A 12,787-nucleotide genomic window follows, 5' to 3' on the forward strand; every position below is an offset into this window, starting at 1 on the left:
ATCGAGCCTAGAGATGTGAGAAGGGGTCAGGGTCGGGTGTGGAACGGAACGTCATATTCCGAGGGCGGGCACGGCGGCGTCGATCAGACCGGCGAGGGCGACCGGCGCGGTCTCCTGCACGTTGTGGGTGGCGTCGAGCACGACCACCTCAGCCGCGGGGACGCGTCGCTGGAGCTCGACGGCGTCGGCTTCACTCACGAATCCGCGTGCGGCACGCACCAGGGTGACCGGTACGGTGACCGCGGTCAGATCATCCCAGCCGGTCTCGTGCAGCACCGACGGTGCGGTCGGGGACCCGGGGTCGTGGGCGGCGAGTGCCTGGGCGGCGAGGTGTGCGAAGTGGTGCTTCCACTCCACCCGCCCGTCCTCGCGCACTCGCGTGTTCAGGAAGACACCGCGCTCTGTCTCGGGTCGGGAGCCCCCGAACCCCAGTGAGATCGCCTTGTCGACGAGCTCGTCGCGTGTCGCGAAGTCGGTCGGGCCCGCGTAGAACTCGCGCAGCGCCGCCGGGCCGGCACTCACATCGATGCCGGGAGTGATGTCGACCACGATGAGCTCGGACACCAGATCCGGTCGCGCTGCTGCCAGAGCAGCGCCGGTGAGTCCGCCGAGGGACTGCCCGACCACGACCTGCGGCCCTTCCACCCAGGCGTCGAGCGCTGCGGCCACGTCACGAGCGAGTGTGCGCGGCGTGTAGTCGACGTCGTCCCGCCAGGAGGAGTCGCCGTGTCCGGCGAGATCGATCGCGAGCAGCGGCTGCTGCAGGGCGAGGGCGGTGTTGTCCCAGGTGTGTGCGTTCAGGCCGGCGCCGTGGAGCAGCGTCACACGCGGTGCTTCGCTACCGAAACGCAGGGCGCTCAGGATGCGGCCGTCGGCGAGTGGGAGGGTGAGGCGCGTGACCGGCGGAACCGGTACGCCGAGCGCTTCGGCCTGTGCGGGAAGATAGCTGAACTCGCTGTTGTCGATCGCCACCTCCACATTCTGCGCCCTCGGGAAGCGGCGTCGGAAATGCCGGACCAGTATGACAAGAGATTATTTCGTAACGTGTCGCATTATGTCGTATGAGGACTGGGTTTGATGGGCATATTGATCCAAGCTCCGGTTCGTCTGCGGCAGAGCTTCCCGCTCATCCGCCGAATATCATGGAGTCATGAGCGAGACGCGTGTGCACCTGTCCAAGACCGAGCCGGCCGCGTACCAGGCGCTTGACGCGTTCTCGAAGACGGTGGGCCAGATCTGCGCGGCCAACGGCATCGACGACCGTCTCAAAGAACTCGTCATGATCCATTGCTCGCAGCTCAACGGCTGCGCCTACTGTGCGCGGATCCACGTCGACAGGGCGGTCGCTGCGGGCGTCGACGCCGACACACTGACCCAGATCCCCACGTGGCGTGAGAGCGGTGTCTTCAGCGAGCGGGAGCGCGCCGCTCTCGAACTCGCCGAGGCCTTCACGTTGATCTCGGAGGACGGGATCTCCGACGAGGTGTACGACCAGGTCGGAAGCGTCTTCACCGAGAAGGAGTACGCGGCGCTCAGCTGGGCATGCGTCTCGATCAACGCCTTCAACAGGATCGTGATCGCCGGCCGCTACCCGGTGCCCCCGCGAGGACCGCAGGCGGCGGGATGATGATCCTCGTCGTCGAAGGGGTCTCCAACGTCCGCGACGTGGGAGGCATGCCGGCGGAGGGCGGTCGGATCCGCTCCGGCGTCCTCCTGCGCTCCGGACAGCTCTCCGGAGCGACCACCGCGGGCGCCGCCGCGTTGCGGGAGAGCGTCTCGCACATCGTCGACCTGCGAGACGGCGAAGAGGTCGCAGCCGAGCCGACGGAGATCGACGGGCCGGACACCACCCACCTCCCGCTGTTCCTCGGATCCGTCCGTTCCTTCTTCGAGGCGGACACCAGTCTCGACGACCTCTACCTCCACCTCCTCGAAGAGAGCGGGGAGCGGCTCGTCGCGGCTATCCGCATCATCGCGGCGAGTGGGCGCACGCTGGTGCACTGCACTGTGGGTAAGGACCGGACGGGCGTGACCGTCGCCCTCGCGCTCTCCGCGGTCGGTGCGGATCGGGAGGCCGTCATAGCCGACTACGCGCTCACCGAGTCTCAGCTGCCGGCTCAGCGCACCCGGTGGATCGCCGACTACCTGCGCACGCAGCACCCGGAGGCTGTGCACGCGGTGGCGCTGGCCACGCAGTCGCCGGCGCCCGTGATGCGCCGTCTGCTCGCGCAGGTCGACGAACGATGGGGCTCGGCTGCCGGGTATCTGCGCGCGCAGGGGATGACCGACGATGAGCTCGACGCCCTGGCCGTCGCACTCGTCGAGCGCGAGCAGCGGCCGGAGCGTGCATGATCATCGCGCAGCGGCTACCAGGTTAGGCAAGCCTTCACTTGGTGTACGATGAAGACACCATGAACACCTCGCTCGAGACCCGCGGCACGCGCGCCGAACGTCGCGCAGCGCGTCGGCGCGCCCATCACCTGGTGACGGCTGATGAGAACTCCCTCACGGAGCTCGAGGTGTTCCTGACGACGCTGCCACTGTGCGCCTCCGGGCGCATCTTCATCGAGGTGCCGACGGTCGCCGACATCGGCGTCATCGAGGCTCCCGGTCGCATGACGGTCACGTGGCTCGCTCGTGAGCAGCGTTCCGGGGCTCCCGGAAGCAGCCGTGCGTGCGCAGCCGGTCAGGCGCTCACCCGTGCGACCTGCGCCTGGGCGGACGAGATGATGTGCGACGACGAGATCGAGACCCACGTCACGCTGCTCGGCGGTTACCTCGGCACGGCCGACATCGTCGAGCACCTGACGAGTCATCTCGAGGTCTCGCCGACGCTGATCCGTACCCCCGAGCGTTTCGGCCTGCTGCCCGCCGACCGCTGACTCCGCGTCCGCGCGCCTGATCCGAATCGGCCACTAGCGGCCTGAGACGTCCGTGCAGAGACCGTCGTAGGGTCAGCGCGTCCGTCGAACGTAGTTGCCGTCTTCGAGCCCTGCCTCGATCTCGAAGCGGTTGCGCAGGGGGTCACGCCCCGCGAGGAAGTACAGGATCGGCATCAGGAACCCGTAGCGGAGCCACTGCGCCTTGTGCACAGCCTCATGACGGAGCACGGCCTCGCTCGGTCGCACGTCTCCGGTCAGGAAGCAGCCGCCGACGCACACTCCGCCGCGATTGAACGTCCATGCCGGCATGCCCTGGAAGATCCACAGACCCGCCCGCCGTTCGACGGGTCCTGTGCTCCACAGCGAGCCCCACAGCCAGCCGACGGCGGTGCCCCACAGGTAGCCCAGGCGGCTGATCGGGGAGCGCAACAGGAAGGAGGGGATGCGGCGGTCGAGACGTCGGCCCCGGGCCAGGGCGGCACTCGCCGCGGGTCGCCAGTCAGGAGCCGTCGTCATGCCACCGCTCCGACCAGTCGCAGCAGTGCGCCGAGATCATCGACGGCATCGGCCGGTGACCTCGGTGCGAAACCTGCGATGGTCGCGCCCGCGAGCGGCACTTCCGAGCGCAGTGCGCGGATGGCGGTGCTCAGCGCGGCGGGGGACAGCCCGAACGGCACCGACGACGAGACACCGGCGAAGTCGGACGGATCGAGCACGTCGACGTCGATGTGCACCCAGACCCGTGACGCCCCGGTCGCGCGGACCGCGCCGAGCAGCGCCTCGGGATCTGCGAGGTCGTCGACGGAGAGATTCGTCAGAGGCGCGAGCTGCTCGACCTCCGCGTCATCGAGGTTCCGCATGCCCACGGTGATCACGCGATCGGCGGGGATCGCGGGCGAGAGCACGAGCTGCTCCTCGCCCTCGCCGAGCACAGCCCGCAGTGCCATGCCTGAGAAGGCACCGGAAGGGGACGTGTCCGGCGTGTGCATGTCGGCATGCGCGTCGCACCACACCACGGCGAGGTCGTCGGTTCCGCCCGGCAATGCGTCGAGCGCGGCGACGGTGATGCTGCAATCGCCCCCGATCACGACGGTGTCGGAGTCGATGTGCCCGTGCACGAGTTCACGAGTGCGCAGCAGAGCGCTCAGACGGCGTACACCTGTGCCGAGGGATTCACCGGCTTCGACAGGAACGTCGAGAACGGTCGTCGCCGCGCGGGGGAGATCTCCGGCGATCGCTGCAGCACCGTCCGTGAGAAGCATCGCGCGCGCTGCGGGCGAGCCCTGCCACTGCGGGATGACGAGGAATCGCACCATGAATGCCTCCGAAGAAGGGGGGACGGATGCCTCGGCCCGCGGCCGAGGCATCCGCCCGGTGATGTCAGTTGCCTTCGATGGCCTGGCGGGGAGCGCCGCCGCCGGCCTTGAGCTCGGCCAGACGTGCCTCGACCTCGGTCAGCTCGCCGAGATCCTCGAGGCTCTCGAACTGGGCGTCGAGGCTCGACGCTGCGAGCTCGATCTTGCCCTGAGCGATGGCCTCCTGGCGGCGGACCTTGTCTTCGAACCGTCCCAGCTCGCTGGTGGGGTCGAGCACGTTGATCGAGCCCACGGCGTCCTGGACGCGGGTCTGCGCCTCGGCGACCTTGGCACGGGCGAGGAGTTCGCTGCGCTTGTTCTTGAGCTCGACCAGCTTGTCCTTCATGCCGTTCAAGCCGCTCTTGAGCTTGTCCACGATCTCGGTCTGCGCCGCGATCTGCGGCTCGGCGCCGGTGGCCTCGCGCTCGGCGCTGATCTGACGCTGCAGAGCGATCTTGGCGAGGTTGTCGAACTTGTCCGCGTCGGCCGTGTTGCCGCTCGCGCGCATCTCGTCGGCCTTGCGGCTGGCGGCGAGAGCCTTGTTGCCCCACTCGGTCGATGCCTGGACGTCTTCCTCGTGGTCGCGCTCGAGCAGGCGCAGGTTGCCGATGGTCTCGGCGATCGCGGACTCGGCGTCGGCGATGCTGTTCGTGTAGTCGCGAACGAGCTGGTCGATCATCTTCTGCGGGTCTTCCGCAGAGTCCAGCAAGGAGTTGATGTTCGCGCGGACGAGGGTCGAGATACGTCCGAAGATGGACTGCTTGGTCATGCGTGGTTCCTTTCAGAGGGCGTCTTCGAGAGCTTGTCGTACATGTCTGTGTGGGGGATCAGAAGCGTCTACCTCCTGATCGGCCGCTGCGGCCGCTGCTGCGGGAGCCGCCTCCGAAACCGGAGCTCCGGAAGCCGCCGCCGGAGGAGCGCCATCCGCTGCTGCTTCCTCGACGGGAAGAGCCGCCGCCACCGCCGGCGAGCAGCCCACCGATGATGCCTCCGAGGATGTCGCCGCCGAGTCCTGAGCCGCCCGACGAGGATCCGGACCCGCCGAACGGGCCGCCGAAGCCGCCCTGGTCGTAGCCGGAAGGGGTGTACGCCTGCACGTCCGACCGCGCGGCCGACGTGGCCTGCGTCGCCAGAGCGAGCGCACGGTTCGCCTCCGCGAGCGCGGCATCGGGGTCGGTTGCCCGCAGATTCAGCGCCTGCGACAGGCTCGCCTCCGCGTTCGCGAGGCGGGTGCGCGCGGTGGAGCCCACCGTCCCTCGACGGGTCTCGATGAAGTCCCGAGCCGCGCGGATCTCGGAGTTCGCCTGCGTGAGAGTCTGCTCGAGCAGCTGCTGCACCCGGCGGGCACGTTCGACGCTCTCCCTGCCCTGTGCGATCGCGGCGTCGATCTGCGTGTTCGCGGCGGTGAGAGCCTCGAGCACTCGCTGTGGATCGCGGGCGGTACCGCTCAGATCGGTCTGCGCCGCCCCGAGCTGCTGGGCCGTGGCGGAAGCCGCAGCGGCGATGGCACCCGAGGGGTCGGGCAGCTGCTGCCCGGCTGCGAGGTCGCTCTGCAGTTCGGCGATGAGGGCACGAGATTGAGCTTCGAGCGTCGACAGCTCCGCTCCCAGCGTCGTCACCGCCTGGACGAGCTGGGCGGCCTGCGCGACGGACTGCTCGGCGGTGCGGATCGCGAACGCGGCCTCGCCTGAACGTCCGGCTGCGATGGCCTGCGCCGCCGCCTCGATCGACCGATCCGCGAGGTCGGCCCGTTCGCGTGCCTGCACGGGGTTGTCCGCGACTGTGGCGAGAGCCGCAGGGGCATAGGTGGCGGACAGCGCGTCGAGGGCAGGCTCCGCAGAGGCGAGGGCGGCGTCGAGCGCCGCGCGCTCACCGCGGACGCGCTCGAGCTCCTGCGGGGCGTTCTGCTCGAGCTTTCGGAGCTCGTCGAACGCCGCAGTGTTGTCGTCCAGGATGTCGTCGATCTCGTCGGCGATCCGGATGATGCGTATGTGCCACGCGCGGCGGTCGTGGATCGAATCCTCGATCTCGTCGTCGAGTTTCTGCTTCAGATCGAAGGCCTCGGAGATCTTCGCCTTCGCCGCATCGACGACCCGAGTGAACTCCTCGGTGGCTGCATCGCCGAACTGCGCGACGGCGAAGCCGAGCTCCTCCTTGCTCGAGGTGATGGCATCGTCCGCCTGCACGAGCGCGAGTCCTGCCTGCGTCTCGACCTGCTGGTCGGTGAGAGTGGAGAAGGGGTCGGCGGGGTCCGGTGTCTCCGGCATGGCGCCTCGCTCGCGGATCTCCGCCCGCCGGCGGGCTCCGCGCACCAGTGCCACGACGAGCCACACGAGCAGCGCGACGACGACGACGGCGACGACGATCAGCCCGATGCGGAGCGCGCCGGCGCCCCCGTCGCCCTGGATCTCGTCGGCGGCGAGAGTGATGGCGCCGACCCAATCGCCGTCCGCGGCGAAGGGGACCATCTTGTCCTCGATGCTGTCGAGCTGGCCGAAGCTCACCGGGCCGTCGGGGGCAGCGGAGATGTAGTAGCTGCGCCCGTCGACGGCGATCGCCAGGAGGTACTGTTCGGTGCCGAGGTTGTTGTTCTGCGCGACCGTGTCGGCCCACTGCACGTTGTCGGATGGGTTCGTGAAGTCGTCGACGAGCACGACGAACAGATCGGCGCTCGAATTGTCCGTCAGCTCCTGGAGCCGGGCCTCCACCGTCGCCTCTTCGTCGGCACTGAGCACTCCGGCCTGGTCGGTGACGTATCCGGCATCGAGCGTGACGGGATCGGTCGCGGATGCTGCGGAGGTGCTGAACGCACCGGCGACAACGGCGAGAGCGAGTGCGGCCAGCGTGAGCCACCGTTTCGTCATCGTGTTCCCTCCGACCGGCAGCCGAGCCCCATGCCACGAGTCTATGCACTGGGCCCGACACGCGACAGCACTCGACACGGGTTCGCCGTTCGCCCTCAGCGGAGGCACATACGCTGGAAGGCATGGACGACATCTACGGTTCCGACGTGCTCGCGGCGGGCTGGCGCGAGCGCGGCGCGAAGAAGGTGCCCCAGGTCGCGGCCGAGCCGGATCTCGTGGTCGAGGTCGCCGACGACGGCTTCTGCGGTGCGGTCACACGTGTCCAGGGCGGCAACGTCGAGTTGGAGGACCGCGTGGGCCGTCGGCGGTTGTTCCCCCTCGGCGGAGGGTTCCTCATCGACGGCGCACCCGTGAGGCTGATCGTGCCCGGTGCTGCCGATCAAGGGCGGCGGCGCACGGCATCCGGATCGTTCGTGGTGGCCGATCAGCGCGCCCGCGTCGCTCTGCCCAGCCGAATCCTCGTCGAGGGCAAGCACGATGCCGAACTCGTCGAGAAGGTGTGGGGTGCCGACCTGCGGGTCGAGGGCGTCGTCGTCGAGTTCCTCCAGGGCGTCGACCTGCTCGACGACCTGCTGGCCGCAGAGCCACCCAGCGCGACTCGGCGGTACGGCGTGCTCGTCGACCACCTCGTCCCTGGCTCGAAGGAATCGCGCATCGCCGACGCGGTCGCCCGGGGCCCGCACGGACGCCATCTGCGCATCGTCGGCCACCCGTTCGTCGATGTCTGGCAGTGTGTGACGCCTCGGGCCCTCGGCATCGCGAAGTGGCCGGAGATCCCGCGCGGCATCGAGTGGAAGGTCGGCATCTGCCGTGCCTTCGGCTGGCCGCACGAGACACAGGCCGACATCGCGCGCGCGTGGCAGCACATCCTCTCCAAGGTCACGACCTACCGGGACCTGGAACCGGCGCTGCTGGGCCGTGTGGAGGAGCTCATCGACTTCGTCACCGCGCCGACGGCCTGAGCCCGGGAATCGGGGACGCCGGAGCGACGGACGTCGACGGCTACCCTGGAAACATGCCCGAACCCCGTACCTTCCGAGACGAGCCGGTGTCGTTCGTGCGCCGCAGCGGCCGGATGTCCGACGCGCAGGAGCGCGCCTTCGCCGAGCTCGGCCCGCACTATCTACTCGACGTTCCGCGTGACGTCGCCTGGACCTCCGTGCACCCCGAGGCGCGCCTCGATCCTGCGACCGAGTACGGGCGCACCGCTGACCTCTACGTGGAGGTCGGATCGGGCCAAGGCCACGCGATCGTGGCCGCGGCCTCGTCGCGCCCCGAGGACGACTTCCTCGCCGTCGAGGTGTTCCGCGCCGGCCTCGCCAGGACCATGCTCGACGCCGACAGGGAGGGCGCACGCAACCTGCGCGTCGTCGAGGCGAATGCGCCGGAGGTCCTCTCATCGTTCCTCCCTGAGGCGGCAGCACGCGAGGTGTGGATCTTCTTCCCTGACCCCTGGCACAAGAAGAAGCACACCAAGCGACGCCTGGTGAGACCGGGATTCGGCGACGCCGCAGCGCGAGCGCTCCGTGACGGCGGCCTGCTGAGGCTCGCGACCGACTGGGAGGACTACGCCCTGCAGATGCGCGATGTGCTCGACGCGGATCCGCTGTTCGAGCGCGCATTCGAGGGGGAGTGGGCCGAACGCTTCGACGGTCGCGTCATGACCGCGTTCGAGCGCAAGGGCATCGCGAAGGGACGGGATATCCGCGATCTCGTGTACCGGCGCAGGACCCGCGCGTGACCGACACGCGGCGCGACACGGCGTCGAGGACGGGGCTCCTTCCCGCGCTGCTCGTGTGCGCCGCTGCTCCGGCATTCTTCGTGCTGGAGATCCCGTGGCTTGGCTGGACGCTCCTCGCCGCCGGCATCGCAGTCGCCGGTCTCCTCGAACGCCGTGTCGTCGAACGTCGCGGCGGTGAGCGGGGCGCGGATCCAGCCGGGAGCCCACGCCGTCCTTCGCTCACCCGCGATCTCTCGCTGATCGCGATCGGCATGCTGATCGTGAGCATCATCCCGCTGGCAGCGGAACTCGACAACCTCGCGATGCTGCGGTTCACGCTCGCCCTGGGCGGCGCGGTGGCGGTGCCCTACCTGATCTCGAGGTTCGTCTATCGAGACCGTGCCATCGGCTTCCCCTGGCGCACGCACAAGCGCTGGGGACGGCTGCAATGGGGGTGGCTCGTGGCGGTGCTCCTGCTGGGGTGGCTGATCTTGCCCTTCTACTTCATCACCAGCGGGGTGTACCAGAACTGGCCGGTCGTGGACACTCCTGACCTCATCGCCCGTCTCTTCGTCGGGGTCGGCGCCGTGGGCATCTGGGACGAGCTGTTCTTCATCTGCACCGTGTTCGCCCTGCTGCGCCGACACTTTCCCGACCTGCTCGCCAACGTCCTGCAGGCCATCGTTTTCGTCTCCTTCCTGTGGGAGCTGGGCTACCGAGAGTGGGGACCCCTGTTGACGATCCCGTTCGCCCTGCTGCAGGGGTACATCTTCGTGCGGACGCACTCGCTGGCCTATGTCGTGACGGTGCACCTGCTCTTCGATGCTGTGGTGTTCGCCGTGCTGGTACACGCACACAACCCGGGACTTCTTCCGATCTTCCTCCTGTGACGAGGAGGTTCGTGCGCGCCGGTGCTGTCGGCTTGCTCCCGGCCCCCGGGAACGGAAGAATCAGCCCATGCTCATCGTCGGTCTCGTCCTCGCCGCCGCAGCTGCGGCCTTCCACGTCTTCATCTTCGCGCTCGAGTCGCTGCGGTGGACCGAGCCGGAGACGAGGAAGATCTTCGGCGTCCCCAGCGAGGCGGACGCGGTCACGATGAAGCAGCTGGCCTTCAACCAGGGCTTCTACAACCTCTTCCTCGCACTGACGGCCCTGCTCGGCATCGGCCTCGTGATCGTCGGAGCCGAGACGGCGGGGCTTACCCTCGTCTTCGCCGGAACCGGGATGATGCTCGCCGCCGCGCTCGTGCTCGTGCTCTCCGATCGGACCAAGGTGCGTGCTGCGGCGATGCAGGGAACCCTGCCGTTGCTCGCTGTCGTGGTCGCCGCGATCGGCCTCGCGATCCGGTGACGATCGAGGGGTGACATCCACGTCGGCACCGGTCACACTCGTTGCATGGCCGATTGGGTGCTGCACGTGGACATGGATCAGTTCATCGCCGCGGTGGAGGTGCTGCGCAGACCGGAGCTGGCCGGTCGCCCGGTGATCGTGGGCGGACGCGGCGATCCGACCGAGCGGGCGGTGGTGTCGACCGCTTCCTACGAAGCCCGTGCGTTCGGGATCGGCTCGGGCATGCCGTTGAAGATCGCGGCGCGGAAGGCGCCGGACGATGCCGTGTTCCTCCCGGTCGATCGGGACGCCTACGCTCGGGCATCCGACGAGGTCATGGCTGCTCTCCGTGCGCTGCCGGACGTGGTGCTCGAAGTGGTGGGATGGGACGAGTGCTTCCTCGGGGTGCAGACGGACTCTCCCGAAGGTGTAGCCTCGTCCGCGCAGGAAGCCGTGTTCGAGGCGACACAGCTGCACTGCTCGGTGGGGATCGGGGACAACAGGGTCAGGGCGAAGATCGCCACCGAGTTCGGCAAGCCCCGCGGTGTGTTCCGCCTCACCGCGGACAACTGGTTCGAGGTTATGGGCGACAAGCCGACGCGCGACCTCTGGGGTGTCGGGCCGAAGGTGCAGAAGCGTCTCGCGGTCCACGGCATCGCGACGGTGCGAGATCTCGCCGAGGCGGACGAGCAGACCCTCGTGACCGAGTTCGGACCGCGGATGGGCGTCTGGTATCACGGGCTGGGTTCAGGGATCGGTCCGAGCAGCGTCGACGACACGCCGTGGGTTGCGCGAAGCCACAGCCGGGAGACGACGTACCAGGAGAACCTCACGACGCCGGAGCAGGTCGATGCGGCGATCCGCGATCTCGCCGCCCACGCGTTCGACGACTGCGCGGTGGAGGGGCGGCCGGTCCTCCGCGTGCACCTCAAGGTGCGATATGCCCCGTTCGAGACCAAGACCTTCGGCCGCAAGCTCTCCGCGCCGACCACGGACCGTGCGGAATTCGTCGCGGTTGCCGCGGCGCTGGCCGGCACGCTCGATCCGGAGCGAGAGGTGCGATTGCTCGGAGTCCGTGCGGAGATGACCGCGCCGGAGGGCGACGGCGTCGAGCGCACACCCGTGCGGGGAAGGATCTGACCCCGCGCCGGGACATCGCGGGAAGCGTCGTCCGCTCAGGGGCGGAGCACGGCCGCGACCGCGCTCACCTCGATCAGGGCACCCGGGACTCCGAGGCCCGCCACGAGCGCCGCGGTGACGAGGGGTGGGGCTCCGTCCCGCGCCAGCCGTGAGGCGACCGCACCGTACGCCGCGCGCAGGTCCGCGTCCTGATGGATCAGCACCGTCCAGCTGATCACGTCTTCGAGCCCTGCACCCACGGACTCGAGGGCGATCCTGGCGTTCTCGACGGCGCGAGCGGACTGCTCGCCGGCATCGCTCGAGACGACGGCTCCGGTGACGTCGACACCGTTCTGGCCGCTGACGTACACCGTCGTCGCCCCTGGCGGGACGACGGCCACATGGCTGAATGCAGGACTGACGACGAGCCCATCGGGCTGTCCGAGTGTGATCTCCATGGCCACACTCTGCACCGGGGCGCCGACATCCGGAAGTCCCTCGTCGGCGTGCAGCTCAGAAGCGCAGCAGCACCTTGCCGACGCGACCCGGGGTGTCGCTCGCACGCACGGCCGCGCTGATGTCGGCGGCGTCGAAGATGCCGGCCACGGGCAACGTCAGGCTGCCGTCGGCGAGGCGCTGGAACAGCTCACCGAACAGTGCGCTACGGGTGGCCTGATCGAGGCTCGGGATCACCTTGCTGCCCCAGAAGCCCTTCACTGTGGCCTGCTTGAAGATCACGTCGGAGGAGGCGATCTCCATGGTGGGGGAGTCCATCGCTCCGAACGCGACCAACGTGCCGCCTTCCGCGAGCAGCGAGAGAACCTGGCCGGCGGATGCACCACCGACGGAATCGACGCCGGCGGTGATCGGCGCACCTCCGGTGATCGCCTCGACCTGCTCCTTCCAATCGGGCTGATCGGTCGCGACGATCCTGTCGATGCCCTGTGCGCGGAGCTCGTCGACCCCCGCTGTCCGACGCACCAGCCCGAGCACGTTCACTCCGCGCGCTGAGCCGAGCTGAGCGAGCATGCGTCCGACAGCTCCGTTCGCGGCGTTCTGCACGATCCAGCCGCCGGCCTGCACATCGAGGAAGTCCAGCAGCGTGATCGCGCTGAAGGGCATCGAGACCAGCTGAGCCGCCGTCTCGTCAGGAAGGCCGTCCGGGATCGGGATCAGTCCGGCGGCATTCGTCACGATGTACTCGGCCCAGGCGCCGAAGGTTCCGCCGGTGGCGACGCGCTGGCCCACCTCGAGGTGCTCGACTCCGGCACCGAGCGCGTCGACGACGCCGAGGGCCTCGGTCCCCGACGCGGCGGGGAGCTCCGGCTTGAAGCCGTATGTGCCGCGAACGGTCCACAGGTCGTGGTTGTGGATGGGGGAGAGCACGATCCGCAGACGGACCTGGCCTTCGCCGGGCTCCGGAAGAGGTCGATCTTCGACTCGGAGGACTTCCTCCGGAGTGCCGAAGGTGGGGTGGATGAGTGCGCGCATGGCGATTCCGTTCTCTCTCGGGATGTC

General features: G+C 68.8%; 15 protein-coding genes. 8 read left to right on the plus strand and 7 right to left on the minus strand.

Annotated elements, in window-relative coordinates; all coding sequences use genetic code 11:
• Positions 1 to 51: 51 nt before the first annotated feature.
• The gene (locus tag HDC31_RS06875; protein ID WP_113681579.1) at positions 52 to 978 is read right to left on the minus strand and encodes an alpha/beta fold hydrolase; all 927 of its coding nucleotides are present in this window, start codon (positions 976 to 978) and stop codon (positions 52 to 54) included.
• A gap of 172 nt (positions 979 to 1,150) precedes the next feature.
• Between HDC31_RS06875 and HDC31_RS06880 the strand changes: the two genes are divergently transcribed.
• The 3 genes from HDC31_RS06880 to HDC31_RS06890 are packed head-to-tail and all read left to right on the plus strand — an operon-like array spanning position 1,151 to position 2,882.
• A complete protein-coding gene (locus tag HDC31_RS06880; protein ID WP_113681578.1) occupies positions 1,151 to 1,627 on the plus strand; it encodes a carboxymuconolactone decarboxylase family protein in 477 nt (158 codons plus the stop codon).
• A complete protein-coding gene (locus HDC31_RS06885) occupies positions 1,624 to 2,352 on the plus strand; it encodes a tyrosine-protein phosphatase (RefSeq protein ID WP_179515936.1) in 729 nt (242 codons plus the stop codon). The genes HDC31_RS06880 and HDC31_RS06885 overlap by 4 nt, the downstream gene beginning before the upstream one ends.
• 59 nt (positions 2,353 to 2,411) lie before the next feature.
• Positions 2,412 to 2,882 (plus strand): SIP domain-containing protein, encoded by a 471-nt coding sequence (locus HDC31_RS06890; protein WP_046749452.1) that lies wholly within the window; start codon positions 2,412 to 2,414, stop codon positions 2,880 to 2,882.
• A gap of 72 nt (positions 2,883 to 2,954) precedes the next feature.
• Here the strand turns inward: HDC31_RS06890 and HDC31_RS06895 are convergent, their stop codons facing one another.
• The 4 genes from HDC31_RS06895 to HDC31_RS06910 all read right to left on the minus strand — a co-directional run bounded on the left by HDC31_RS06895 (position 2,955) and on the right by HDC31_RS06910 (position 7,101).
• On the minus strand, positions 2,955 to 3,398 hold the full coding sequence (locus HDC31_RS06895) for a hypothetical protein (protein WP_058631339.1): 444 nt from the start codon (positions 3,396 to 3,398) through the stop codon (positions 2,955 to 2,957).
• Positions 3,395 to 4,198, minus strand: coding sequence for an arginase family protein (locus tag HDC31_RS06900; protein ID WP_046749450.1), 804 nt, complete (start codon positions 4,196 to 4,198; stop codon positions 3,395 to 3,397). Before HDC31_RS06900 ends, HDC31_RS06895 begins: the two co-directional genes overlap by 4 nt.
• Positions 4,199 to 4,262: 64 nt before the next feature.
• Positions 4,263 to 5,006 carry a PspA/IM30 family protein gene (locus HDC31_RS06905; protein ID WP_046749449.1) on the minus strand — a complete coding sequence of 248 codons (744 nt, stop codon included), beginning with the start codon at positions 5,004 to 5,006 and terminating at the stop codon, positions 4,263 to 4,265.
• A gap of 58 nt (positions 5,007 to 5,064) precedes the next feature.
• Positions 5,065 to 7,101: a TPM domain-containing protein gene (locus HDC31_RS06910; RefSeq protein ID WP_058631338.1), complete on the minus strand. Its 2,037-nt coding sequence runs from the start codon at positions 7,099 to 7,101 to the stop codon at positions 5,065 to 5,067.
• A gap of 122 nt (positions 7,102 to 7,223) precedes the next feature.
• Here HDC31_RS06910 and HDC31_RS06915 point away from each other — a divergent pair, with 122 nt between their 5' ends.
• The 5 genes from HDC31_RS06915 (at position 7,224) to HDC31_RS06935 (ending at position 11,290) form a co-directional block, all read left to right on the plus strand.
• The gene (locus tag HDC31_RS06915) at positions 7,224 to 8,063 is read left to right on the plus strand and encodes a DUF3097 domain-containing protein (protein ID WP_058631337.1); all 840 of its coding nucleotides are present in this window, start codon (positions 7,224 to 7,226) and stop codon (positions 8,061 to 8,063) included.
• A gap of 53 nt (positions 8,064 to 8,116) precedes the next feature.
• Positions 8,117 to 8,842, plus strand: a complete 726-nt coding sequence (gene trmB, locus HDC31_RS06920; protein WP_046749446.1) for a tRNA (guanosine(46)-N7)-methyltransferase TrmB — start codon at positions 8,117 to 8,119, stop codon at positions 8,840 to 8,842.
• Positions 8,839 to 9,711, plus strand: a complete 873-nt coding sequence (locus HDC31_RS06925; RefSeq protein WP_046749445.1) for a CPBP family intramembrane glutamic endopeptidase — start codon at positions 8,839 to 8,841, stop codon at positions 9,709 to 9,711. The genes trmB and HDC31_RS06925 overlap by 4 nt, the downstream gene beginning before the upstream one ends.
• A gap of 67 nt (positions 9,712 to 9,778) precedes the next feature.
• On the plus strand, positions 9,779 to 10,171 hold the full coding sequence (locus HDC31_RS06930) for a DUF1304 domain-containing protein (protein ID WP_113681321.1): 393 nt from the start codon (positions 9,779 to 9,781) through the stop codon (positions 10,169 to 10,171).
• 45 nt (positions 10,172 to 10,216) lie between these two features.
• Entirely contained in the window at positions 10,217 to 11,290 is a 1,074-nt protein-coding gene (locus tag HDC31_RS06935) for a DNA polymerase IV (RefSeq protein ID WP_113681322.1), read from the plus strand.
• Positions 11,291 to 11,325: 35 nt separating this feature from the next.
• Here HDC31_RS06935 and HDC31_RS06940 read toward each other — a convergent pair whose 3' ends face one another.
• Complete coding sequence (locus tag HDC31_RS06940) at positions 11,326 to 11,727, minus strand: RidA family protein (RefSeq protein WP_113681339.1); 402 nt, start codon at positions 11,725 to 11,727, stop codon at positions 11,326 to 11,328.
• A 55-nt stretch (positions 11,728 to 11,782) separates the two neighbouring features.
• Positions 11,783 to 12,760, minus strand: coding sequence for a zinc-binding dehydrogenase (locus tag HDC31_RS06945; protein WP_046749441.1), 978 nt, complete (start codon positions 12,758 to 12,760; stop codon positions 11,783 to 11,785).
• Positions 12,761 to 12,787 lie beyond the last annotated feature (27 nt).

This window comes from Microbacterium sp. JAI119 (genome assembly GCF_013410135.1).
Taxonomy (GTDB): domain Bacteria; phylum Actinomycetota; class Actinomycetes; order Actinomycetales; family Microbacteriaceae; genus Microbacterium; species Microbacterium oxydans.

Coding starts and splice junctions, on each gene's coding strand:
- HDC31_RS06880 (WP_113681578.1), top strand. CDS start 1,151: ATGAGCGAGACGCGTGTGCACCTGTCCAAGACCGAGCCGGCCGCGTAC.
- HDC31_RS06885 (WP_179515936.1), top strand. CDS start 1,624: ATGATGATCCTCGTCGTCGAAGGGGTCTCCAACGTCCGCGACGTGGGA.
- HDC31_RS06890 (WP_046749452.1), top strand. CDS start 2,412: ATGAACACCTCGCTCGAGACCCGCGGCACGCGCGCCGAACGTCGCGCA.
- HDC31_RS06895 (WP_058631339.1), bottom strand. CDS start 3,398: ATGACGACGGCTCCTGACTGGCGACCCGCGGCGAGTGCCGCCCTGGCC.
- HDC31_RS06900 (WP_046749450.1), bottom strand. CDS start 4,198: ATGGTGCGATTCCTCGTCATCCCGCAGTGGCAGGGCTCGCCCGCAGCG.
- HDC31_RS06905 (WP_046749449.1), bottom strand. CDS start 5,006: ATGACCAAGCAGTCCATCTTCGGACGTATCTCGACCCTCGTCCGCGCG.
- HDC31_RS06910 (WP_058631338.1), bottom strand. CDS start 7,101: ATGACGAAACGGTGGCTCACGCTGGCCGCACTCGCTCTCGCCGTTGTC.
- HDC31_RS06915 (WP_058631337.1), top strand. CDS start 7,224: ATGGACGACATCTACGGTTCCGACGTGCTCGCGGCGGGCTGGCGCGAG.
- trmB (WP_046749446.1), top strand. CDS start 8,117: ATGCCCGAACCCCGTACCTTCCGAGACGAGCCGGTGTCGTTCGTGCGC.
- HDC31_RS06930 (WP_113681321.1), top strand. CDS start 9,779: ATGCTCATCGTCGGTCTCGTCCTCGCCGCCGCAGCTGCGGCCTTCCAC.
- HDC31_RS06935 (WP_113681322.1), top strand. CDS start 10,217: ATGGCCGATTGGGTGCTGCACGTGGACATGGATCAGTTCATCGCCGCG.
- HDC31_RS06940 (WP_113681339.1), bottom strand. CDS start 11,727: ATGGAGATCACACTCGGACAGCCCGATGGGCTCGTCGTCAGTCCTGCA.
- HDC31_RS06945 (WP_046749441.1), bottom strand. CDS start 12,760: ATGCGCGCACTCATCCACCCCACCTTCGGCACTCCGGAGGAAGTCCTC.